The sequence below is a fragment of the Pseudomonas rhizozeae genome (genome assembly GCF_031583775.1).
GTDB lineage: Bacteria > Pseudomonadota > Gammaproteobacteria > Pseudomonadales > Pseudomonadaceae > Aquipseudomonas.
Map to the genome: position 1 here is coordinate 516,369 of NZ_JAVLSB010000021.1, position 20,738 is coordinate 537,106.

At 60.6% G+C, this 20,738-nt stretch carries 20 protein-coding genes; 11 read left to right on the top strand and 9 right to left on the bottom strand.

From position 1 onward, the window contains the following. Positions 1-124: 124 nt before the first annotated feature. Positions 125-532 carry an SMI1/KNR4 family protein gene (locus RG836_RS06680; protein WP_024616886.1) on the top strand — a complete coding sequence of 136 codons (408 nt, stop codon included), beginning with the start codon at positions 125-127 and terminating at the stop codon, positions 530-532. Between the two features lie 22 nt (positions 533-554). Here RG836_RS06680 and RG836_RS06685 read toward each other — a convergent pair whose 3' ends face one another. Continuing rightward, positions 555-2,318: a cation:proton antiporter gene (locus RG836_RS06685; protein ID WP_310844247.1), complete on the bottom strand. Its 1,764-nt coding sequence runs from the start codon at positions 2,316-2,318 to the stop codon at positions 555-557. A 284-nt stretch (positions 2,319-2,602) separates the two neighbouring features. On the opposite strand from RG836_RS06685, the gene RG836_RS06690 reads away from it, so the two are divergent. Continuing rightward, entirely contained in the window at positions 2,603-3,085 is a 483-nt protein-coding gene (locus RG836_RS06690) for an acyl-CoA thioesterase (RefSeq protein WP_310844249.1), read from the top strand. A 100-nt stretch (positions 3,086-3,185) separates the two neighbouring features. Here the strand turns inward: RG836_RS06690 and pdxY are convergent, their stop codons facing one another. Beyond that, the gene (gene pdxY, locus RG836_RS06695) at positions 3,186-4,058 is read right to left on the bottom strand and encodes a pyridoxal kinase PdxY (protein WP_310844250.1); all 873 of its coding nucleotides are present in this window, start codon (positions 4,056-4,058) and stop codon (positions 3,186-3,188) included. A 117-nt stretch (positions 4,059-4,175) separates the two neighbouring features. Between pdxY and RG836_RS06700 the strand changes: the two genes are divergently transcribed. Then, positions 4,176-4,589 (top strand): DUF3301 domain-containing protein, encoded by a 414-nt coding sequence (locus RG836_RS06700; RefSeq protein ID WP_310844251.1) that lies wholly within the window; start codon positions 4,176-4,178, stop codon positions 4,587-4,589. 191 nt (positions 4,590-4,780) lie between these two features. Here RG836_RS06700 and RG836_RS06705 read toward each other — a convergent pair whose 3' ends face one another. Continuing rightward, positions 4,781-5,758 carry a CobW family GTP-binding protein gene (locus RG836_RS06705; protein WP_310844252.1) on the bottom strand — a complete coding sequence of 326 codons (978 nt, stop codon included), beginning with the start codon at positions 5,756-5,758 and terminating at the stop codon, positions 4,781-4,783. 27 nt (positions 5,759-5,785) lie between these two features. Here RG836_RS06705 and RG836_RS06710 point away from each other — a divergent pair, with 27 nt between their 5' ends. Beyond that, the gene (locus RG836_RS06710) at positions 5,786-6,142 is read left to right on the top strand and encodes an NADH:ubiquinone oxidoreductase (protein ID WP_310844254.1); all 357 of its coding nucleotides are present in this window, start codon (positions 5,786-5,788) and stop codon (positions 6,140-6,142) included. A gap of 57 nt (positions 6,143-6,199) precedes the next feature. Here RG836_RS06710 and zigA read toward each other — a convergent pair whose 3' ends face one another. Next, complete coding sequence (zigA, locus tag RG836_RS06715; RefSeq protein WP_310844255.1) at positions 6,200-7,402, bottom strand: zinc metallochaperone GTPase ZigA; 1,203 nt, start codon at positions 7,400-7,402, stop codon at positions 6,200-6,202. 100 nt (positions 7,403-7,502) lie between these two features. Here zigA and folE2 point away from each other — a divergent pair, with 100 nt between their 5' ends. Genes folE2 through RG836_RS06735 form a run of 4 tightly spaced genes read left to right on the top strand, consistent with a single transcriptional unit; the run spans position 7,503 to position 10,817 of the window. Next, positions 7,503-8,399: a GTP cyclohydrolase FolE2 gene (folE2, locus tag RG836_RS06720; RefSeq protein ID WP_310844257.1), complete on the top strand. Its 897-nt coding sequence runs from the start codon at positions 7,503-7,505 to the stop codon at positions 8,397-8,399. Beyond that, on the top strand, positions 8,396-9,064 hold the full coding sequence (locus tag RG836_RS06725; protein WP_310844259.1) for a metal ABC transporter ATP-binding protein: 669 nt from the start codon (positions 8,396-8,398) through the stop codon (positions 9,062-9,064). The genes folE2 and RG836_RS06725 overlap by 4 nt, the downstream gene beginning before the upstream one ends. Beyond that, positions 9,064-9,930 carry a metal ABC transporter permease gene (locus tag RG836_RS06730; RefSeq protein WP_310844260.1) on the top strand — a complete coding sequence of 289 codons (867 nt, stop codon included), beginning with the start codon at positions 9,064-9,066 and terminating at the stop codon, positions 9,928-9,930. The genes RG836_RS06725 and RG836_RS06730 overlap by 1 nt, the downstream gene beginning before the upstream one ends. A gap of 11 nt (positions 9,931-9,941) precedes the next feature. Beyond that, on the top strand, positions 9,942-10,817 hold the full coding sequence (locus RG836_RS06735; protein ID WP_310844262.1) for a metal ABC transporter substrate-binding protein: 876 nt from the start codon (positions 9,942-9,944) through the stop codon (positions 10,815-10,817). A 13-nt stretch (positions 10,818-10,830) separates the two neighbouring features. Here RG836_RS06735 and RG836_RS06740 read toward each other — a convergent pair whose 3' ends face one another. Further along, entirely contained in the window at positions 10,831-11,355 is a 525-nt protein-coding gene (locus tag RG836_RS06740; protein ID WP_310844263.1) for a DUF3617 domain-containing protein, read from the bottom strand. Between the two features lie 132 nt (positions 11,356-11,487). Between RG836_RS06740 and cls the strand changes: the two genes are divergently transcribed. Further along, positions 11,488-12,927, top strand: a complete 1,440-nt coding sequence (cls, locus tag RG836_RS06745; RefSeq protein WP_310844264.1) for a cardiolipin synthase — start codon at positions 11,488-11,490, stop codon at positions 12,925-12,927. Positions 12,928-12,940: 13 nt separating this feature from the next. Here the strand turns inward: cls and cfaB are convergent, their stop codons facing one another. Further along, positions 12,941-14,128 (bottom strand): C17 cyclopropane fatty acid synthase CfaB, encoded by a 1,188-nt coding sequence (gene cfaB, locus RG836_RS06750; RefSeq protein ID WP_310844265.1) that lies wholly within the window; start codon positions 14,126-14,128, stop codon positions 12,941-12,943. Positions 14,129-14,719: 591 nt separating this feature from the next. Between cfaB and lpdA the strand changes: the two genes are divergently transcribed. Further along, positions 14,720-16,120: a dihydrolipoyl dehydrogenase gene (gene lpdA / locus RG836_RS06755; protein ID WP_310844266.1), complete on the top strand. Its 1,401-nt coding sequence runs from the start codon at positions 14,720-14,722 to the stop codon at positions 16,118-16,120. Positions 16,121-16,137: 17 nt separating this feature from the next. On the opposite strand, the gene RG836_RS06760 is transcribed toward lpdA, so the two are convergent. Next, on the bottom strand, positions 16,138-16,611 hold the full coding sequence (locus tag RG836_RS06760; RefSeq protein WP_310844267.1) for an Lrp/AsnC family transcriptional regulator: 474 nt from the start codon (positions 16,609-16,611) through the stop codon (positions 16,138-16,140). A 143-nt stretch (positions 16,612-16,754) separates the two neighbouring features. Between RG836_RS06760 and RG836_RS06765 the strand changes: the two genes are divergently transcribed. Then, a complete protein-coding gene (locus tag RG836_RS06765; protein ID WP_310844269.1) occupies positions 16,755-17,384 on the top strand; it encodes a LysE family translocator in 630 nt (209 codons plus the stop codon). Between the two features lie 4 nt (positions 17,385-17,388). On the opposite strand, the gene RG836_RS06770 is transcribed toward RG836_RS06765, so the two are convergent. Continuing rightward, positions 17,389-19,527 (bottom strand): hypothetical protein, encoded by a 2,139-nt coding sequence (locus RG836_RS06770; protein WP_310844270.1) that lies wholly within the window; start codon positions 19,525-19,527, stop codon positions 17,389-17,391. Continuing rightward, on the bottom strand, positions 19,514-20,710 hold the full coding sequence (locus RG836_RS06775) for a DUF3142 domain-containing protein (RefSeq protein ID WP_310844272.1): 1,197 nt from the start codon (positions 20,708-20,710) through the stop codon (positions 19,514-19,516). The genes RG836_RS06770 and RG836_RS06775 overlap by 14 nt, the downstream gene beginning before the upstream one ends. Between the last annotated feature and the right edge of the window lie 28 nt (positions 20,711-20,738).

Consider the following 20,738-nt stretch of genomic DNA (forward strand, 5'->3'; position numbering starts at 1 on the left):
TAGGAAAGCTCCTACAAAAACCCCGGACTTGTCCGGGGTTTTCTATTTCGCAGTTGCATCTATAGCGAGCTACTGTATAAACCGCCCCATATAAACCGCGCCATCGAGCAAGAGGATCCCGGCCGTGGAAGAAATCATCGAACAACTGCGTGAAGCCAACGAACCGGTACCGGTGCCCTTGGAGCTGCCTGACGAAGATCTGCTGGTGGAAATCGAGGAACAACTGTTCATCGACATCCCGTTTGTCTTCAGGGAATTTCTGCTGACCGTCAGCGATGTCGTCTACGGCAGCCTGGAACCGGTGACCGTCACCGATCCGCAATCCCATACCTACCTGCCGGATGTGGCGGCCAACGCCTGGGACGCCGGGGTCGATCGCAGCCTGATCCCGATCTGCCAGGATGGCGACGATTACTACTGCGTCGAAGAAGACGGCACCGTAGTGCTGTGGCAAGCCGAAGAAGAGCTGGTGGCCGAGGAAACCTGGGAATCGGTCTGGCACTGGGCGCGGGACGTCTGGCTGGAAAGCTGATTCAGCCAACGCCCTGCCCGGCTCAGTGGCCGGCGGAGTCCTTGTGATTGTCCAGGGTCTCCAGCAAGGCCACCTGCATGCGCGTATGCACGCGAATGAACCAGCGCCACAGCAGCGCCGCCACAGCGGCCGCCACGACGGCGATCAGCACCAGCAACTTGTTGGTCGGCAGAATACTGGCTGACAAGGCTGCCAATAGCAGGAAAATCACCAGCAGCGAGAGGATCGGGATGACTTCCGAGATCACTCTGCGCACCCGCTGCGTGTGGCGCCCGGCCATTTCCGGCTTGACGCCCATCTCCGCCAGCAGCATCGACAAGGCTTTGAGCTTGCGATAGGCGGCGATCAGGAACGGCAGCGACACCAGCAGCGCTCCGCCCCAGATCAACGCCTTCTGCCAGCTTGGGTCGCTGACCCAGCCTTGCAGGTGGGCCGAGATGCGTTCGGCAAAATACGCCCCGGAAAAGAAAATCGCGATCACCAGCGCGAGGTTGACTCCGACCTGCAACAGAATCCGCCGGATCATCGACGCCAGTAGCGCACCCTCGCCTTGCGGCTGAATGCTGCGTAACCACTCGCCATACATGCCCAATACACGGCCCAGGCGTTGCGGCATGGCCGAGGACAACTTGATCGACAGCGGATCAGCAGCGCGGATCAGGTACGGCGTCATCAACGTGGTCAGCACCGATACCGCCACGGCGACCGGGTACAGAAAGTTACTGGTGACCTGCAGGGTCATGCCCAGCGAGGCGATGATGAAGGAAAATTCGCCAATCTGTGAAAGCCCCATCCCTACGCGCAGTGAGGTGCGTCCGTCATTGCCCGCGATAAACGCACCGAGGCCGCAGGACAACATCTTGCCCAGCACCACGGCGACGGTGATCACGGCGATCGGCCAGGCGTATTGCAGGAGGATTTGCGGGTCGAGCATCAAACCGATGGCAACGAAGAAAATTGCGCTGAACAGGTCGCGAACCGGTTCGATCAGCCGCTCAATTTTCAGCAGCTGCCGCGATTCGGCCATGATCGCGCCGATCAGAAACGCGCCGAGCACCATGCTGTATTCGAGTTTGACCACCAGCAGGCAGAAGCCGAAACACAGGCCAAGCACGGTGATCAGGAGCATTTCGTTACTTTCGAATTTCGCCACGTAAGCCAGCAAACGCGGGACCAGCAGGATGCCGATGACCAGCGCGACGATCATGAACAAAGACAATTTGCCGACCGTGGAAAACACTTCGCCGGAACTGACCGTGCCGCTGACCGCGATGCTCGACAGCAAGGCGATGATGCCGATGCCGAGGATGTCCTCGACGATCAACACGCCGAAAATCAGTTGGGCAAAACGCTCGTTCTTCATCTTCAGGTCGTTGAGGGCCTTGACGATGATGGTGGTGGACGAGATGGCCAGGATCGCCCCGAGAAACAGCGAGTCCATGGTGCTCCAATCGAACCAGCGACCGATTTCGTAGCCGATCCAGATCATCAGCACGATTTCCAGGAACGCCGCAATAAACGCCGTGGCCCCCACCTGGAACAGCTTGCGCAGGCTGAACTCCAGGCCCAGGCAGAACATCAGGAAAATTACCCCCAGCTCGGCCAGGGTCTTGATGGTTTCTTCGTCGTGGATCAAGCCAAACGGCGGCGTGTGCGGGCCAATGATGAAACCCGCGACGATGTAGCCCAGTACCACCGGTTGCTTGAAACGGTGAAAGAGCACGGTCACCACACCTGCGACCAGCATGATCACTGCCAAATCCTGAATGAAACTGATGGCATGCATGGTGTGGGCTCCTTGGGTGAGAAAGCTCGGTTTTCAGGCAAAGAAAACGCCCGGTCGAGCTGAGTAAAAATCCGCGTTTTGTGTAGGAAATGCCCTGAGGGAGGGCTTTTGAAGGGTAACACCGCGACTTGCGGCAGAAAGGCGGTGCAATATATGGAAACAGATCGATTGGAGCGTGACGGCAGCCGCTCGCCTGGCGTCCCGATAACTGTTGGTTTGAAAAACCGGCCAGGCACTCGCAGAGGTGCCTTCCCCTGAAACCTGCCTTGAACCGTGAGTACGTTATGGAACCCGGAAACGCCCAGCTGTCGATGACGGTACTGATGACCCCTGACATGGCCAACTTCTCAGGCAATGTCCACGGCGGCACCTTGCTCAAATACCTCGACGAAGTCGCCTATGCCTGCGCCAGCCGCTATGCTGGACGCTACGTGGTGACACTGTCGGTAGACCAGGTGATTTTCCGCGAGCCGATTCATGTTGGCGAACTGGTGACTTTCCTGGCTTCGGTCAACTACACCGGCAACACCTCGATGGAGGTCGGCATCAAAGTGGTGACCGAGAATATCCGCGAGCGCTCGGTGCGCCACACCAATAGCTGCTTTTTCACCATGGTGGCTGTGGACGACCAGCGCAAACCGGCTCCGGTCCCGCCATTGCAGCCGCAGAACAGCGAAGACAAGCGGCGCTTCGTGCAGGCTCAGCAGCGCCGGCAGATTCGCCAGGAACTGGAAAAGCGCTATCAGGAGATCAAGGGCGACGTTTGAGTCAGCCTGGCTGTCAGAGAATGTTCTTTAGACTGTCTCCGCGAGCAGGTTCGCTCCCACGGATCTTCAGCGGTCCGGCGCAAGCGAGCCTGTACGCGATTCAGAGACTGATCGGCAGCGCTTCGAACCGCACTCGCGGATGGGCGATCCGGTCTTGAGCACGGACCAGTTGCAGCTCGTAACTGGCGCAGGCCTGGGTTTCCAGCAGTACTTCATGCACCGCCGCCGCCGTGAACTCGAACGCCGCGACCAGGCTGTCGCCGAGCAGCACCCGCGCCAGGAACAGCCCCGACGTCAGGTCGCCCACGCCCACTGGTTGACGGGGAAACGCCAGCAATGGTCGGCGCAAATGCCAGCTACCCTCGGCGGTGACCAGCAGCATCTCGAAACTCTCTGTCGGCTTGCCGGGATAATCCAGATGCTTGACCAGCACCGCCTTCGGCCCACGGGCCAACAAAGCGCGGGCCATGGCCAGGCAGTCGAACAGCGATTGCGGCTTGCGCCGGGAGAAGCTGTCCAGTTCCAACTGGTTCGGGCACATGAAATCCGCCACGGCTGCTGCTTCCTCCAGCAAGAACTCACTGACCTCCGGCGGCACGATGCAGCCCTTTTCCGGATGGCCCATTACCGGGTCGCACAGGTACAGCGCCTTCGGATTGCTCGCCTTGATCCGCGCCACGCCCGTGAGGATTGCCCGGCCCTGTGCGGCGCTGCCCAGATAACCCGACAACACCGCGTCGCAGTTGCCCAATTCGCCTATGGCGGCGATGCCGTTGATCAGCGCCGGGATCTGCTCGGGCGCGAGCACTTCTCCTGCCCACTGCCCGTATTGGGTGTGGTTGGAGAACTGAACGGTGTTCAGCGGCCAGACATTGACCCCGACCCGCTGCATCGGAAAAACCGCGGCGCTGTTGCCGGCGTGACCGAACACCACGTGGGACTGGATGGCGAGCAAATGCGGTGTACGTTTCATGCGCTGAGTTCCGTAAAACGAGTGAAATCCAAGCCGCGCAGTATGCGACTAAACGCAGCCTGTACGACAGACCGACGACGCAGTTAAGCTGACGCTAATTTGTTGGAGCGCGTGTGAATGCTGACCCTGGGAAATATCTTCGTGCTGATGCTGTTGGCCACTGGCGCCGCGTGGTTGTGGCACAACCACGGCTTGCGTGAGCGCGCCCTGGAGCGAGTCAAACAGCATTGCGCGAAGATGGAAATCGAACTGCTGGACGGCAATGTCGCGCTGAAGAAAATCGCTTTCATTAAAGATGCGAACGGACGTCGGCGCTTGGCGCGGGTGTACAACTTCGAATTCACCGTCACCGGTGAAACCCGGCACAACGGCACTATCACCCAGTTCGGCGCGCACAGTGCGCAGATTGAACTGGCGCCCTACCCGATGCCGTTCGACGACACGCCGCCAGTGGTCGAGGTCGAAAAGCCACGGGGCCAGGTGATCGAATTGAGCCAATGGCGCCAGGAACACACCAAGTGGCGGCCGTGAGCTGACTGGCTGACGCCGAAAATCCCGTGGGAGCGAGCCTGCTCGCGAAAGCGCTGGCACCGTCGACGATGATGTTGGCTGTGACGGCCTCTTCGCGAGCAGGCTCGCTCCCACAGGGTTTTGTGTTCGACGAAACTATGGCTGACGCACCTCCAGCCAATGTGGGAGCGGGCTTGCTCGCGAAAAGGCCCTTAGCCTTTCGTTGAAACTCGGCACTGAGCCAAACACTTCTGCAGCAACTCGACTTCCTGCACCTCATCAAAAATCAGCTCGATCCGCGAATCCTGCCGCCATTCGCTCGGTTTCCACGCCAACGCGGCGTTATCCAGCGCATTGGCCGAGACCCAACCGTCGGCGCTGCTGCGGATCACCATTTTCGCCCGTCGCCAATCCAGAGCCCCCAACCATTGCGCGATCAGGGCTGTGTCGAACACCTGACTCGGGTGCCAGCGCCAACCGATACTCCACCCGCCCTCCTGCGCCTGACTCAGGCAAATCGGCGAGGCGGGATCGGTCCAGATCGCTGGCAACTGCGCCAATGCCTTGGGCGCCACCCAGTTATCCACACCTTCGGCCGCGTGCGACGTGATGCCCGGCAACTCACCCAAGGGCAACTCGGCCTGCTGCGTCCAACACAGCGGCTGCGGGGGCAGCTGCGCGGCAATGCTGCGGCGCTGTGTTTCATCCAGACCTTCAGCCTTGTTGATCACCAATAACCCCGCGTGGGGCAAGGCGTGTTGCTGCGCCTCGGGCAGTGCCTTGCCGGCCAGCAACACCTGAGCGTCCAGCACCAGCACACAGGGCTGGAGCGACAGCACGCCGATCCAAGGCGCCTCGCTCAGTTGCTTGAGTAACTGCACCGGATGTCCTAGCCCCGAGGGCTCGATAAACAACCGGTCCGGCCGCGCCTTGCGCAGTAAACGCCCGAGGCCGATCTGGAATGGCGCACCATTGACGCAACACAAACAGCCGCCGGCCACTTCGCCCAGTGCGATACCATCGGCGTCCTGGGTCAGCAACGCGGCGTCGAGGCCGATCTGGCCGAACTCGTTGATCAATACTGCCCAGTGTTCGTGGGCCGGGCGCTGGCTCATCAGGTGTTTGATCAGGCTGGTCTTGCCGGCCCCTAAAGGCCCGGCGATGACGTGAGTCGGGATGTTCTGCAACATGATTGACGATTTCTAAGGAGGAAAAGGATGCGAGCGATGGGCTTGTCGCTGCTCTTGCTGCTGGCTTCAGGCGACGCGCTGGCTCAGGCCTGCGTGGTCCACAGCCAAGCGGAGCGGCTGGATGTGAAGGTCTGCCAGCAGAACCGCAACATTCCGCAAAAACTCTTCAGCGAGGGTTTCTGCCAACCCAACCTGCCGGGGCAAAAGGTCGACGTGCAGTATGTCGACCAGTGCCCGAAGGGCTCATTCGGCGTGTGCAGCAACGCTCAAGTCGCCAATATGCCCTACCGCCAGGATATTCACTATTACGGCGTGGCCAGCGATGCGGCGTATTTGAAGCCGTTTTGCGAAAGCCAGAGCCAGGGCAACTGGCTGGCGCCTTGAATTAACCGGGCGCCGTCGTCAGCGGGCGCGCGGTTTTTTATGAAATCACGATGCGCCTCACGCCGCCTCGTGCCAAGGACCAAACGGGTCGGGCAGCAGGTGCCAGGCCTCATTGCCTTGGGCCATCTCGTCATCACTCAATAAGCAGGCATCGAGCTCAGCGTGGAGCTGTTCGAAGTCGATGTTCTGGCCGATAAACACCAGTTCCTGCCGGCAATCACCGCTGGACGGCGACCAGTGGCGCATGATCGCCGCGGTGCTTTCGGGGTCTTGCGGCCACTGGTCTTTCGGCACGAACCGCCACCAGCGCCCGGCAAACCCATAACGCATCATCCCGCCCGCCTGCGACCAACTGCCGGCCTCCTGGTGCTTGCTCGCCAGCCAGAAAAACCCCTTGGAGCGCAACAGCTTACCGTTGCCCCAGGGCCCGTCGATGAAATCAAAGAAACGCTGTGGATGAAACGGTCGGCGCGCCCGATAGGCCGTCGACGCTATGCCGTATTCCTCGGTTTCCGCCACGTGCTCACCGCGCATTTCCTGCAGCCAGCCGGGCGCTTGCGCGGCTTTTTCGAAGTCGAAGCGTCCTGTGTTAAGGATCTTGTCCAGCGGCACTTGGCCCATGACCATCGGGATGATCTGCGCCTGGGCATTTAGCCGTTCGAGAATGGCTATCAGCTCTTCGCGATCGCGGGTGCTGATCAAGTCGATCTTGCTGATGAGGATGACGTCGGCGAATTCGATTTGCTCGACCAGCAGGTCGGTGATCGAGCGTTCGTCCTCCTCGCCCAGGGTTTCACCACGGGATGCCAGGCTTTCGGCGGCCTGGTAATCGAGCAGGAAATTCATACCATCGACCACCGTCACCAAGGTGTCGAGCCGCGCGATATCCGCCAGGCTTTGGCCTTGCTCGTCTCGGAAGGTGAAGGTTTCGGCGATCGGCAGCGGCTCGGAGATGCCCGTGGATTCGATCAGCAAATAATCGAACCGCCCTTCTCGCGCCAGTGCGCTGACTTCTTGCAACAGGTCTTCGCGCAGGGTGCAGCAAATGCAGCCGTTGCTCATTTCCACGAGCTTTTCTTCGGCGCGATTCAGGGTGACATCGCGCTGGACCTCGCTGCCATCAATGTTGATTTCGCTCATATCGTTGACGATCACGGCGACTCGCAAATTGTCGCGGTTGCGCAAGATATGGTTCAACAAAGTGCTCTTTCCGGCACCGAGAAAGCCGGACAGTACGGTCACGGGGAGACGATCAAGCATCGGGTGTTCCTCACAGGTGAATCAGCACGTTGGAAAAAGGTTGCGTGAATATTAGTGTTATAAGATAACATCACGCAACTCTCTTAGCCTGGATCCCTTCATGAACGCGCTGACTCTGCCCGATATCGCCGTGCAGTCTTCTCATCAATCCATCTCGCTGGATTGGGTTGGCATGTGCGGCATCGTCTTGCCGATTTTGCTTGAAGGTCAACGAGTCAATGCTCGCGTCGATGCGGGCGTGAGTCTCGATGACTGCGAGGCGCGCGGTATTCATATGTCGCGGTTGTACTTGGCGTTGGAGATGCTTGAGCAGGAAGGTCTTTCCCCGGCACTGATGAGGCGCGTTTTAGATAATTTTCTCGCCAGCCACGGCGGTTTAGCCAATAGCGCATTTCTCAAGATTCACAGCAATCTGCTGATTAAACGTCCGGCACTTGTCAGTCAGTTGGCCGGATGGAAAGGCTATCCCGTGAGCATCGAAGCGCAGGTGACTAACGATGTGTTCCACGTGGAACTGAAAATAGAGGTGCTGTATTCATCGACGTGCCCCTGCTCCGCAGCATTGGCCCGGCAACTGATCCAGCAACAATTTATCGGGGACTTTGCCGATCAACCGCTGCAACACGCTGATCTATTGACGTGGCTGGGTTCAACCAAAGGGATTGTCGCAACGCCGCATAGTCAACGCAGTACGGCGCAACTGCAGCTTCGTCTGCATGACTATGTCGATAACCTGCCGCTGATCGCCATTATCAATGACACGGAAGCCGCCCTGGGTACTGCCGTGCAAACCGCTGTCAAGCGTGCGGATGAACAAGCCTTTGCACTGGCTAATGGACAAAACCTGATGTTCTGCGAAGACGCCGCACGGCGCATGAATAGCGCGCTGAAACGCAGCCCTGAGATCCAGGCATTTCACGTGCGCATGGTCCACGCAGAGAGTCTGCACGCCCATGATGCAGTCGCAGAAACCAGCCATCGGTGGAGCCGACCATGATCGGCGCAGAAGGCTTGCGCTGGGGCGCGCCGGGTCAACCACTGACACCCGCCGTCGATTTCCAGCTGGCGGCTGGCAGCCTCACCGCCGTGATTGGGGCAAACGGTTCGGGGAAAAGCAGCCTGCTGAAAGTCATTGCCGGCCTGCAAAAGCCGCTGGCGGGAAAGGTGACGCTGGGGGTGCCGCGGCGTGGTGGCCTGTCATTCGTGCCACAACAGCAGTACCTCGACCGGCAGTTCCCGATCAGCCTGCAGGAACTAGTCGCCGCTGGTTTATGGGGCAACAAACAAAACGCTCAGGTCCGAAAACAACGGATGAAACTAGCCCTCGAAGATTGGTGCTTGAGTGGTCTGCAACAACGCCCACTGATGGCGTTGTCGGGCGGGGAATTGCAAAGGGCCCTGCTCGCGCGGCTAAGTCTGGCCGACTCCCCCGTGTTGCTACTGGATGAACCCCATGCCGCACTCGACGAAGAAGGCCAGGCCATGCTGTGGAGACACATCCACGCCTGGCATGCCGAGGGTCGCACGCTACTGGTGGTGTGCCACGATCTTGGTGCCGTTTGCGAACACATCGGGGATGTACTACTGATCAAGCACGTCGGCTGCCAACTCGGCCTCAGCCGCGACTTGATTGTGCAACCACCACGCACACAGGTGGCGTAATGCTCGCCGCCGCTCACCTCTGGCAACCTTTCCACGACTTCATCTTTATGCGCCGAGCCTTGATCGGTGGTCTGGTGCTCGCCTGTAGCACAGCGCCACTGGGGGTATTTCTGATTCTTCGGCGCATGAGCTTGATCGGTGACGCCGTGGCACACGGCATTCTGCCCGGCGCCGCGCTCGGCTTCTGGTTTGCTGGGCTGAGCCTGCCCGCACTGACCTTCGGCGGCCTCGGGGCGGGCCTGAGCATGGCCGGTCTCGCGGCGTGGATCACTCGCCGCACGGGCCTGCGTGAAGACGCCAGCCTCGCGGCGATCTACCCCATCTCACTGGCCAGCGGCGTGCTGATTCTGGGTGTCGCCGGCAAACGCCTGGACTTACTGCACTTGCTGCTCGGTTCAGCACTCGCGGTGGATGGCCCGACGTTGAACGGCATGCTCTGGGTCTCGGGTTTCAGCCTGCTGACGATGGCGCTGATCTACCGCCCCCTACTGCTGGACACCCTTGATCCTCTGTTCTTGCAAACCGTCAGCCGCCTCGGCGCGCTGGCACATGGCGCATTCCTGACCTTGGTGGTGCTGAACCTGGTGATCGGTTTCCAGGCCATCGGCGCGCTAATGGTGGTCGGCCTAATGATGTTGCCGGCCGCCGCGTCTCGATTCTGGAGTCGAAAACTGCCGGTGCTGATCGCCATCGCCGCGCTGCTCGGCTGTTTGTCGGTGTGGTTGGGTTTGCTGTTGTCGTTCGATTATTCGCTGCCCAGCGGTCCGGCGATCGTCCTGGTCGCTGGGGGTTTGTATCTGCTGTCCGTGGTGTTCGGGCCGGTGCACGGTTTGCTGCGCCGCCCGCCTTTGCTCACATCTCAATGAGGTAATACCCAATGCGCGCTTTACTCGTGCTGTTCAGCTTGCTGCTGTCGATGTCGCTGTCAGCGGCAGAAAAGCTGCAAGTCGTCACCAGTTTCAGCATCCTCGCCGATATGACCCGGCAAGTGGGTGGCGAGCATATCCAGATCACCAGCATGGTCGGCCCCGACGCAGATGCCCACACCTACGAGCCCACACCGGAGGACGCCCAAGCATTGCTCAAGGCCAGCGTGATTGTGAAAAACGGATTGGGTTTTGAGCCCTGGCTTGATCGCTTGGTGACCAGCACCGAGACCAAGGCCACGGTGATCAGTGCCAGTCGCGGGGTGATTCCGCGCTCACTCGATGAGGACGGGGAAACCGTGCCCGACCCACATGCGTGGCACAACTTGGCGAACGCCGAGCTGTACATCAACAACATCACCAAAGCCTTGGTCGCGGCAGATCCCGCCAACCAGGCGGATTATCAACTCAACGCTCAGCGATATTTGCAACGGATCTACCGTTTGCTGACAGACGCCAAAGCCAAACTCGGCGCATTGCCGCCGGGCAATCGCAAGATCGTCACCTCGCATGACGCCTTTGGTTACTTGGGCCAAGCCTACGGCATCGACTTCATGGCGCCGCAGGGTTTGTCCACCGAGCGCGAACCTTCTGCCACTGAAGTCGCCGCATTGATTACGCAGATTCGCCAGGCTCATGTTAAAGCAGTGTTCATGGAGAACATCAAGGATTCACGGCTGCTCAAGCAAATTGCCGATGAAAGCGGTGCGAAGATCGGCGGCACGCTGTACTCCGATGCCCTGGCGGCAGAGGGACCGGCTAGCACCTTCATCGGTTTGTTCGAGCACAACCTCAACACCCTGTACGACGCGCTGAGGAAACCCTGATTAAACAGTTCGCTCAGTAAGCTCGAGGCTTGACCGACCCGCACTCCTGACCCAGCCACACCGCGCGGGTGTCGAGGCTGCCCTTCTGCTGGATGCCGGTGGCGTTGAACGTGCCGTTGACCTTGGTAGTGAACTCTCGATCACTGAGGAAGGTGGCAACGCCAGCGCCCTGAGCCTTGGGGCAAGCGAAGGTGAATTTCCACTGGTTACCGGTGCGCTCGGTGATCTTCTGCGTGCAGCCCGATTTCGGATCCGTCAGCGGGATGTTGTCGCTTTGCACCTGCTCTTTGGTGAGGCACGCACGAATGCCCTTGCCTCCCATGCTGATGCCCTGCTTCTCCAACTCCGCGCGCTGCGCGGGAGTCATTTGCGCTTGGGCCATCTGAATCAATGCTTCAAGCTGCGGCATGTTCTGGTCATCGACCTTCATATTACTGGTGGTCAATTCCCACAAGCCGGGCTGCAGCATCTGCGCCTGAGCAACCACGGGCAACGACACACCAGCCAGCATTGCCCAACCCAGCAGACGAACATTCATGATGAAACTCCTGATCGATAGTGGCCGTTAGACGTCAGCCTTATGCTTCGGTTCATGGACCAATTAATTAGCGACATTCTGCACGGAACATGGTCTGTTAAGCATCGACTCTTCAGGAGCAAGGCTGCCCGCATGGATTACTTCGGCCCGCATGTTTTCGGCTACCTCATCGCCCTACTGCACACCCTCGGTTTGATCGCAGCCATCCATGCTGTGTTAACCGTGCGCACCGCGCAAGGCTCGATCGCCTGGGCACTGTCATTGCTATTCATGCCCTATCTCACGCTGATTCCGTATCTGGTGTTCGGCCGCAGTACTTTCGATGGCTACATCAAGGCCCGCCGCCAGGCCAACGATCAGATGCGCAAAGCGGTCTCTGAATTGAACTGGCGACCGTGGGTGGAAGAGGCCCTGACCGCGCGCGCGTCCAACGCCTACGCGTCGCTACGAGCCATGCCGAAACTGGGGCGCATGCCGTGCCTGGCGAACAACGATGTGAAATTGCTGATCAACGGCCACGCCACCTTCGAAGCGATCTTCGCGGCAATTGCCCAAGCCCGGGAAGCGGTGCTGATCCAGTTCTTCATCATTCACGACGACCGGCTCGGCCAGCGCCTGCACCAGCTGCTATTGCAGAAGGCCGAGGAAGGCGTGGCTGTTTATCTGCTGTACGACCGCATTGGCAGCCATGCGCTGCCCCACAGTTACGTGCAACCACTGCGCGAGGCCGGCGTGCAGGTCAAAGCGTTCGCCACCCGCAGTGGCTGGCTTAACCGTTTTCAGGTCAACTTCCGTAACCATCGCAAAATTGTCGTGGTGGATGGCGTGCAAGGTTTCGTCGGGGGGCACAACGTCGGCGACGAATACATGGGCGAGAAACCGCCGCTGGCGCCATGGCGCGACACCCATGTCCAAGTTCGCGGACCGGTAGTGGCTTGCATGCAAGAGTCGTTCGCCGAGGACTGGTTCTGGGCTGCGCGCTCGCTACCGCCGTTGATCCTGCCAGACGTTTACCCGGACGACGGCGTGCTCTGCCAATTGCTGGCCAGCGGCCCGGCAGATTCCTACGAAACCTGTTCGCTATTCTTTGTCGAAGCTATCCACGCGGCGACCGAACGCGTGTGGATCACCAGCCCCTATTTCATACCTGATGAAGCGGTGTTTGCAGCGATGCGCCTGGCCGTTTTGCGCGGTGTTGATGTCCGGCTGTTAATACCGTCGCGGCCGGATCACCGGATCGTCTATGCCGCCTCGAGCTTATACGCCTTCGAAGCGGTCCGCGCCGGGGTGCGGGTGTTCCGTTATGGACCCGGGTTCCTGCATCAGAAGGTGGTGTTGATCGACAGTGAAATCAGCGCGATCGGCAGCGCCAATCTGGACAACCGATCGTTCAGGCTCAACTTCGAAGTCATGCTGTTAACCGTCGACAGCGTGTTTGCCGCCGACGTGGAACAGATGCTCAACGCTGACTTTGCCTTGGCCAAGGAAATCGCTAAGGAAGAACGCCGGGAGACCCACCGCCTGCAACAGGTCGGCATGCGGATCGCCCGGCTTATTTCACCGATTCTCTAACCTTGATCGAGCTTCAAGGGATGTAGATATCGTCGCGAGTCCAAGGCAATTCATGGCTGCCATCGGCGTGGGCCTTGACCGCAAGAATCTGGTGCAGATTGATCCAGCCCTTGGCGAAGGCATAGGCGCAACCCGCCAAGTACAGCCGCCAGATGCGCAGTGCCTGCTCCGGCACCATTTTTGACGCCGCGTCGAGGTTGTCCTCCAGACGCTCGCTCCAATGGTCGAGAGTCCGCGCGTAATGCAGGCGCAGGCTCTCTACATCCACCACCTCCAGCCCGGCCTCGCTGATCTCCGCGGAGATCATCGACAGGTGGGGCAACTCGCCATTGGGAAATACGTATTTTTCGATGAAGTCGCCCGCCCCCCGCCCCACCGGCCGACCGTCTGTGTGTTTGGCGGTAATGCCATGGTTCATCACCAGACCACCTTCGCGCACCGCACCAAACAACGTTTGGCAGTACTCGGCGAGGTTAGCGTGGCCGACGTGTTCGAACATGCCGACGCTGACGACTTTGTCGAAGCGCCCGTCCTGCGGCAAATCGCGGTAGTCGAGCAGTTGCAGCTCGATCTGATCGTCCAGGCCTTCGGCAGTGACTCGCTCGCGCGCCAGGGCCAATTGCTCTTTGCTCAGGGTAATACCGAACACCTTGACCCCAAACTCCCTCGCGGCATAACGCGCCAGACCGCCCCAACCGCATCCGACATCCAGCAGATAATCACCGGGCTGCAAACGCAACTTGCGGCACAGGTGACGGAATTTGGCTTGTTGAGCTTGTTCGAGGGATTCGCTGCCGGTCTCGAAATATGCGCAGGAATACGCCATGTCGCTGTCGAGCCACAGCTGATAGAAGTCGTTGGACAAGTCGTAGTGATACGAGATCGCCGCCGCGTCGGTGGCTTTGTCGTGTAGATGGCGAGCCGGTTGCGGGCCATCCTCTTCTTCGATCAGTGCTTGGCTCAGTTCATCGCAGACTCGGATCACTTCGCTGATCGATCCCTCCAGCTCAAGCTTGCCTTCGACGAAGGCAGCACCCAGCGTGTCGAGCGTGGGGTGCGTAAACTGCGACACCATGGTTGGGTCCTTGACCACAATGGTGACGCTGGGCGCGGGCCCGAGGTTGAATTCGTGGCCGTCCCAGAGCCGCAGACGAAGCGGTAATTGCAGATTCTGTAAGGCCGGTGGAAGTTGCGCGAGCATGGAGGATCCCCCTTGTTTCAGACGTCTGGATTGAGGTTAGACCATCCTAGGAAATTAGCCGGCTATCGATCTAATAGCCCTTTTCTATGATTAATCGCGCCAACACCTATGACTGCTCGCGAGCCCTCTAAACACAGGAAGTGTGCTTCGAATAACAGTTCATGAAAGTTTTGTCACTTGTAAAACAGCCGCTCATAGCCGCTCTAGACCGGGACTTTCAGCTTGAGTAACGGCTCAGGGAAACGCAGCATGGCCGGCATTGTCGAGCACAGGCAATGAAAGCGGCAAAAAAGCCAAGCAGCCCCCTGAATGGCTGCTTAACTCCTTTGTTCCACGTGGAACTCCTAATACGCGAAACGGCGCGACACCAGTGCGCAGGAGGCGATGTTTTCCCGCTCGGCGCGCATGCAGTCGCCGTGGCCTTGAGTTTCACCGACAGCAAAGTCAGCTGTTCGATACGTGCCAAATCAACAGCGGCGCGCACAGCTCGACGAACGCCTTGACCAAAAACCCGAGCCAGGTACATATTACGACCATCATTTTTAGCAACACCTACGGTCAACCATCCCCCGAGTATTAGCGGAGCAACGCATGAGCACCTACGACGTCGTAATCCTGGGCGGTGGCCCGGGTGGCTATAACGCCGCCATTCGCGCTGGCCAACTGGGCTTGAAAGCCGCCTGCGTGGAAGGCCGCGCAACCCTCGGCGGCACCTGCCTGAACGTGGGCTGCATGCCATCCAAAGCCTTGTTGCACGCCTCCGAACTGTACGACGCGGCCATGGGCGCGGAATTCGCCAACCTCGGCATCGAGGTCAAGCCCAGCCTCAACCTCGCGCAAATGATGAAACAGAAAGACGAAAGCGTGACTGCCCTGACCAAAGGCATCGAGTTTCTGTTTCGCAAAAACAAAGTCGACTGGATCAAGGGCTGGGGCCACATCGACGGGCCGGGCAAAGTCACGGTGACCGACAGCGAGGGCGGCAAGTCCGAACTGAGCGCCAAGGACATCATCATCGCCACGGGTTCCGAGCCGACGCCGTTGCCCGGCGTCGACATCGACAACCAGCGCATTCTCGACTCCACTGGCGCGCTGTCCCTCAGCGAAGTACCCAAGCACTTGGTGGTAATCGGAGCCGGCGTCATCGGCCTGGAACTCGGCTCGGTGTGGCGCCGGCTCGGTGCGCAGGTCACCGTGGTGGAATACCTCGACCGCATCTGCCCCGGTGTCGACGGCGAAGCGGGCAAAACCCTGCAACGTTCACTGAGCAAGCAAGGCATCACGTTCAAGCTCAGCTCGAAAGTCACCAGCGCCACGACCTCGGCCAACGGCGTGCAATTAAGCGTCGAACCGGCGGCCGGCGGCAGCGCCGAACTGCTGGAAGCCGATTATGTGTTGGTGGCCATCGGGCGCCGGCCGTACACCCAAGGTTTGGGCCTGGAGAACGTTGGCCTGAGCACCGACAAACGCGGCATGCTCGCCAACAAGGGCCATCGCACCGAAGCCGCGGGCGTCTGGGTGATTGGTGACGTGACCTCCGGGCCGATGCTTGCGCACAAGGCCGAGGACGAGGCGATGGCCTGCGTCGAGCAGATCGTCGGCAAGGCCGGGGAAGTCAATTACGAGCTGATCCCGAACGTGATTTACACCCGTCCGGAACTGGCCAGTGTCGGCAAGACCGAGGAGCAACTCAAGGCAGAAGGCCGGGCGTTCAAAGTCGGCAAATTCCCCTTCACCGCCAACAGCCGGGCCAAGATTAACCACGAGACCGAAGGCTTCGCCAAGGTCTTGGCTGACGAGCGCACCGACGAAATCCTCGGCGTGCACCTGGTGGGCCCAAGCGTCAGTGAAATGATCGGCGAGTATTGCGTGGCCATGGAGTTCTCGGCCTCCGCCGAAGACATCGCCCTCACTTGCCACCCACACCCGACCCGTTCCGAGGCCTTGCGCCAGGCGGCGATGAACGTGGAGGGCATGGCGACGCAGATGTAAAAGGCTAGCGCCAGGGTTTATGCCGGCAAATGCCCCAGCGGCAACGGCCCTGGCGTCTTCACCGTGTTAATCGCGAAGTTGCTGCGGATATCGCTGATCCCCGGCAACTTCAACAAGCTCGCGGTGACGAAGCGGTCGTAGGCTCGCAGGTCCGGCACCACCACTTGCAACAGAAAATCCGATTCCCCGGACACCAGGAACGCTGAGATCACTTCCGGCAACGCGGTGACTGCCGCGCGGAAGGCATCCGCACATTCCTCGTTGTGCCGGTCCACTTTGACCCCCACGAACACCGTCAGCCCCAAACCGACTTCATCGCGGTCCAGATTCGCCTGGTAACCGCGGATCACTCCGGCCTCCTCCAGCATGCGCACCCGGCGCAGGCAGGGTGACGGCGACAAGCCGATTTCCTCGGCCAATTGCACATTGCTCAGGCGCCCGTCCCGTTGCAGAGCGGCGAGGATTTTGCGGTCGTAGGCATTGAGCTTCATGGATTGGCATATTCCGCGGGTTAATGGCGAGATAACCAGCAGGTTATGCCAATTAATCATCCTAGAGAAGCCAATTACGCAAGCACCTGCCCTGCCCTTGCGCCGTACCATTTGCCCACGCATTCGCTAACGAGGTGAGCAGCATGGCGCAGTTATGGCTGTACGTTTTGGCATTGGCGGTGGCGTTTCTGTTACCCGGACCGGACATGATCCTGCTCTTACAAACCGGCGCTCGCCAAGGCCGCGGCGCAGCGTTGGCCACGGTGCTGGGCCTGGCCGTGGCGCGTGGCTGTCATGTGGCGTTGGCGGCATTGGGACTGGCGGCGCTGTTCAAAGCGGCGCCGTGGACGTTTGAAGTGGTGCGCCTGGCGGGCGCGGCATATCTGCTGTGGATCGGCATCCAGTGCCTGCGTTCCAGCCTGGTGCCGAACCTGGACGGTGAATCGGGCATCCCACGCCGGACAGCCTGGCGCGCGGCAATCCAGCGCGGCTTGTTGACCAACCTGCTCAATCCCAAGGCCTTGTTGTTTTGCTCGGTGCTGCTGCCGCAATTCATTGATCCGCTGCGTGGCGCAGTGCTGACGCAGTTCGCCTGGCTCGGGGTGATGCTGGTGCTGATCGGCGCGCTGTTCGACATTCTCTATGCGCTGATCGGCGCCAGCCTCGGCCGCTGGCTGGCCCGCAGCCCTTCGGCACAGCGGGTCCAGCAGTGGTTGTTCGGAGGCGTGCTGATCGGTTTTGCCTTGCGTCTGGCAGTGCTTCAGCAAACCTGAGGCTTCAACGAACCGTTTTGCGCCGCCGATTGATCAACAGCAACCCGGTCGCCGTCACCAGCAGCACGCCGGCAATCTGCAGCGCTAATTTGAACGGACGCAAGGTTGTGCGCATCGCGTCGATGATCTGCGTGACGTAGCGCTTGTCGGGGTTGCGGAAGTCCGGCTCCTGGCATTGATGACCAAAATCGCCGGCCCACACCACGTAAGGCCCTTGTTCGACATAGCGTTGGTAGAACGCACTCTGCTCTTGCAGGCTGGTGCCCCAACTCGACGCCTTGCACAACACCGCGGCAAACGCCTGGCTGCTGTGGGGCAGCAAATCGGCCGCTTTGCTGGCCAGGGCAGTGGCGACGTAACGATAGTGGAAACGCTGGTCCGGTTGGGCCAAGGTCGCCTGCTGACGCTGGATCTCCGCGTCGGCCAGCCACGGGCCGGCCTTCAATTCCACGGGGTCGAGGCTGAAGTTGCCGCCGAACGTGGCGTAATCCGGTGACAGTTCGTAGCCGAGCAATGCCATGCCGTCGTAACGCGCTGATGCCGCTGCTTGATAGTAGGCAAACGCGCGATTGGTCGGCCACCAGTTGGATTCGGCGTCCTGACGCATCTGCCCGTACCAGCGGGCCTTGTTCTGCAAGTCGGGATTGTCGAAATATGTGGGCGCCTCGTCGTAGCGGCCCTCACGCAGCAGACGCCGACCCAGCAAGTCACGCAGGCTCGCGGCCACCGGTAACGGCACATAATTGTCGCGATCCTGCTGGCTCAGCGGCGGCGGCGCCGGCACTTGGCTGTCGACGTATTGCTTGAGCTCATCGACGCTCAGCACCCGTTCAGCCACGCTCGCGGCGTCGAGCCAATACACGCCGTTGCTGCGATACAACTGATCAAACGCTTGCAGATAGTCGCCGCGCTGCAACGCGAGGATCGCGCTTTCACCGTCGACCCGGCATTTGGGCTGCAGCGACTCGACGCTCCAGTCCGGCGTGCGCCGTTCGCCCCAGGATTCATCCTTGGGAAACGCCTGCGCGGCTTTCGCGTAGGCCGCCGTAGCCGCCGCGGTGTCACCGTCACGCACCGCCAGTTTGGCCCGCAGCCACCACGCCAGACCGCCGTCGCCGGCATGTTCGAGGAAGGCCCTGGCGCTGGCGTAATCGCCCTGTTGATAATTCATCGCCGCCAACCGATCGGCATTCTGCAAGCTGCCGGCGGTACTGCGTTGCAGCAGTGCGATCAGTTTCTTTTCGTTCGGCGGCTGTTCATCGAACGACCAGCCGATGCGGCTGATCAGCGAAGCGGTGACCAGTTGCTGCACCGCCGGGCCCTTCAGCAACGTAGCAATGTGCGCTGACGGCAACGCCGCGAGGTCGTTCATCAGCAGCTTCAGGGAGCTGTAGCCGATGGGTGAGCCATGCAAGTTTTGCGCGGCATACAACTCGATGGCGCGGTTCCAGTCACCGGCCGTGCGTGCCACCCGCGCCTGTTCGCCGAGGCTGGCGACACCCAGCTCCAGCGGGTCGCTGAAGCCGTCGATGCTTAACTGGCGAGCCTGTTCAAAGGCCTGCTGTGCTTGCGCGAGCGCCGGCTCAACCTCACCGGCCTCGCTGCTGAGGGCGAACAAGCTGCGACCCAGCGAGTACGCGGCCCAGGTACTGCGCAACGGTCGCTGTTCGGCGGGCAACGCCAGGACCTGCTGGAAATACTCCGCGGCCGTTCGGTACTCGCCGGCGGTAAACGCCACGGCACCGGCCAGGTAATCACGGATCTCCGCCGGTAAGTCCACGCCCAGGCGAGCCACTTCATGGGGGTCGGTCAATTCACGTAACTGGGTGACGCGCGTTTGCTGCGCTGGGCTCAAGCCGATGAGTTCGGCCGTGGCCCGCTGCTCTACGTAATTCGGTGGTTCGCCATAACCGACATCCGGGCTGTTGGTGGCTGCCGTTACGTTGTTCAGGCCAACGACGGCGTGCCCGATACGCGAGACTTCAAACCTGAAGTTACCTTCCGGCAATTGCGCCAGCGACTGCGCGCGATTCTCCAGCAACCGCAGGGGGAAGTCCGGCCCGCAGGCAAGCGCCGAGCCCATGGGCACGGCGGCACCCAGGCTCAGGCAGAGCAGATCGCGCCGCCAGTTACGGGTCAACATTCGAAGCTCCTTGGTCAATAAACGCACAGCGTGCCCAACCGATGGCGCGCTGGCCGCCGGCCGTTATACGCCCGTCGTGCACGCGGGTGAAGATCAGCCGATCGGCGCTCTGTTGCAACACATAACCGGCCAGCGCATCCGCACCTTGGCACTGCCGGGCGACCAAGGACACGCGTTGCGGCCAGGGCTGATCGAGGTTGCCCTGATTACGCACGCTGACGTCATAGAGGCGGTCGTGCGCGGTGAGTTCCACGGTCAAGCGACTGCTCAAGGCATCGCCTCGGGCCACGGCTTTGAGCGTGGTCAAGCTCCAGGCCCGGCGATCCCCGACCAGCGGCAGGCGGAACCAGATCAACCCCGCCAGGTGCGACGGTCGCTCATCGCGCAGTTGCGTCGCCAGCGCTGCCAATTGCAACGGGTCGGCCAGCATCTCCTGACGCGAGCCGGCGATCGCCAACGGCACCTCGCTCTCGATCAGCGGCGCGCCCTCGTCAGCGGCCAGCAACGCCACGCCGTAAGCCGGCAAGGCCAGGTAGAAGGGTTTATCGCTGGCCCGGCTCCAGTCTTTGGCCCAGCGCAACGTTTGCGTCGGATCGAACAAGCCGTTTTGAGGACGACTGACCGCGTGCACTTGCAACACACTGCTGTCGACCGTCGCCAGCAACTTCGGCAGTTCCGGGCTGCTGAGCCAGGCTGGCAACGCCGTAATGCTCAGCGGTAATCCGGCGGGCAGGGCCGGGCGCAGTTGCTGGAGAAACGCTCGATAGGCCGCCAGCCGCGCATTACCGGCATCGTGATCGATTTCCACGCCGGCCAGAGTCAGGCCCTGCCCCTGCCAATCCGCGAGCAATTGCTGGACTTGGGTGATGATCTGCGGCGGCGCCAATGCCGCGAGCTGGCCGTCGAGGCGAATCACCGCGATCAGCGGCCGGCCATCCTGTTTAAGCAAGGCCGGATCGACCCGCGTCCGGCGCCAACCCTCCTGCGGGAACGCCTGCAACGCCAGCACCCGCAGGGTCGAGAAATCCGCGCGGCTACCTTGCAGTGCCGCCTCATGGGCCGGCGTCCATTGCCGTTGCCAGACATAGACTTGTTGGTCGAGCGGCGAGCGGGGTGACTGCTCGCACGCACTGAGCCACAGTGCCGCACCGAATATCGCCACCCAGCGAATCAAAGACCCCATACCGCTCCCTGCTTTGAGCCCACAAAAA

Excerpts from the sequence above, each read along its gene's own strand:
- RG836_RS06685 (WP_310844247.1), bottom strand. The coding sequence starts at position 2,318 with ATGCATGCCATCAGTTTCATTCAGGATTTGGCAGTGATCATGCTGGTC.
- RG836_RS06690 (WP_310844249.1), top strand. The coding sequence starts at position 2,603 with ATGGAACCCGGAAACGCCCAGCTGTCGATGACGGTACTGATGACCCCT.
- pdxY (WP_310844250.1), bottom strand. The coding sequence starts at position 4,058 with ATGAAACGTACACCGCATTTGCTCGCCATCCAGTCCCACGTGGTGTTC.
- RG836_RS06700 (WP_310844251.1), top strand. The coding sequence starts at position 4,176 with ATGCTGACCCTGGGAAATATCTTCGTGCTGATGCTGTTGGCCACTGGC.
- RG836_RS06705 (WP_310844252.1), bottom strand. The coding sequence starts at position 5,758 with ATGTTGCAGAACATCCCGACTCACGTCATCGCCGGGCCTTTAGGGGCC.
- RG836_RS06710 (WP_310844254.1), top strand. The coding sequence starts at position 5,786 with ATGCGAGCGATGGGCTTGTCGCTGCTCTTGCTGCTGGCTTCAGGCGAC.
- zigA (WP_310844255.1), bottom strand. The coding sequence starts at position 7,402 with ATGCTTGATCGTCTCCCCGTGACCGTACTGTCCGGCTTTCTCGGTGCC.
- folE2 (WP_310844257.1), top strand. The coding sequence starts at position 7,503 with ATGAACGCGCTGACTCTGCCCGATATCGCCGTGCAGTCTTCTCATCAA.
- RG836_RS06725 (WP_310844259.1), top strand. The coding sequence starts at position 8,396 with ATGATCGGCGCAGAAGGCTTGCGCTGGGGCGCGCCGGGTCAACCACTG.
- RG836_RS06730 (WP_310844260.1), top strand. The coding sequence starts at position 9,064 with ATGCTCGCCGCCGCTCACCTCTGGCAACCTTTCCACGACTTCATCTTT.
- RG836_RS06735 (WP_310844262.1), top strand. The coding sequence starts at position 9,942 with ATGCGCGCTTTACTCGTGCTGTTCAGCTTGCTGCTGTCGATGTCGCTG.
- RG836_RS06740 (WP_310844263.1), bottom strand. The coding sequence starts at position 11,355 with ATGAATGTTCGTCTGCTGGGTTGGGCAATGCTGGCTGGTGTGTCGTTG.
- cls (WP_310844264.1), top strand. The coding sequence starts at position 11,488 with ATGGATTACTTCGGCCCGCATGTTTTCGGCTACCTCATCGCCCTACTG.
- cfaB (WP_310844265.1), bottom strand. The coding sequence starts at position 14,128 with ATGCTCGCGCAACTTCCACCGGCCTTACAGAATCTGCAATTACCGCTT.
- lpdA (WP_310844266.1), top strand. The coding sequence starts at position 14,720 with ATGAGCACCTACGACGTCGTAATCCTGGGCGGTGGCCCGGGTGGCTAT.
- RG836_RS06760 (WP_310844267.1), bottom strand. The coding sequence starts at position 16,611 with ATGAAGCTCAATGCCTACGACCGCAAAATCCTCGCCGCTCTGCAACGG.
- RG836_RS06765 (WP_310844269.1), top strand. The coding sequence starts at position 16,755 with ATGGCGCAGTTATGGCTGTACGTTTTGGCATTGGCGGTGGCGTTTCTG.
- RG836_RS06770 (WP_310844270.1), bottom strand. The coding sequence starts at position 19,527 with ATGTTGACCCGTAACTGGCGGCGCGATCTGCTCTGCCTGAGCCTGGGT.
- RG836_RS06775 (WP_310844272.1), bottom strand. The coding sequence starts at position 20,710 with ATGGGGTCTTTGATTCGCTGGGTGGCGATATTCGGTGCGGCACTGTGG.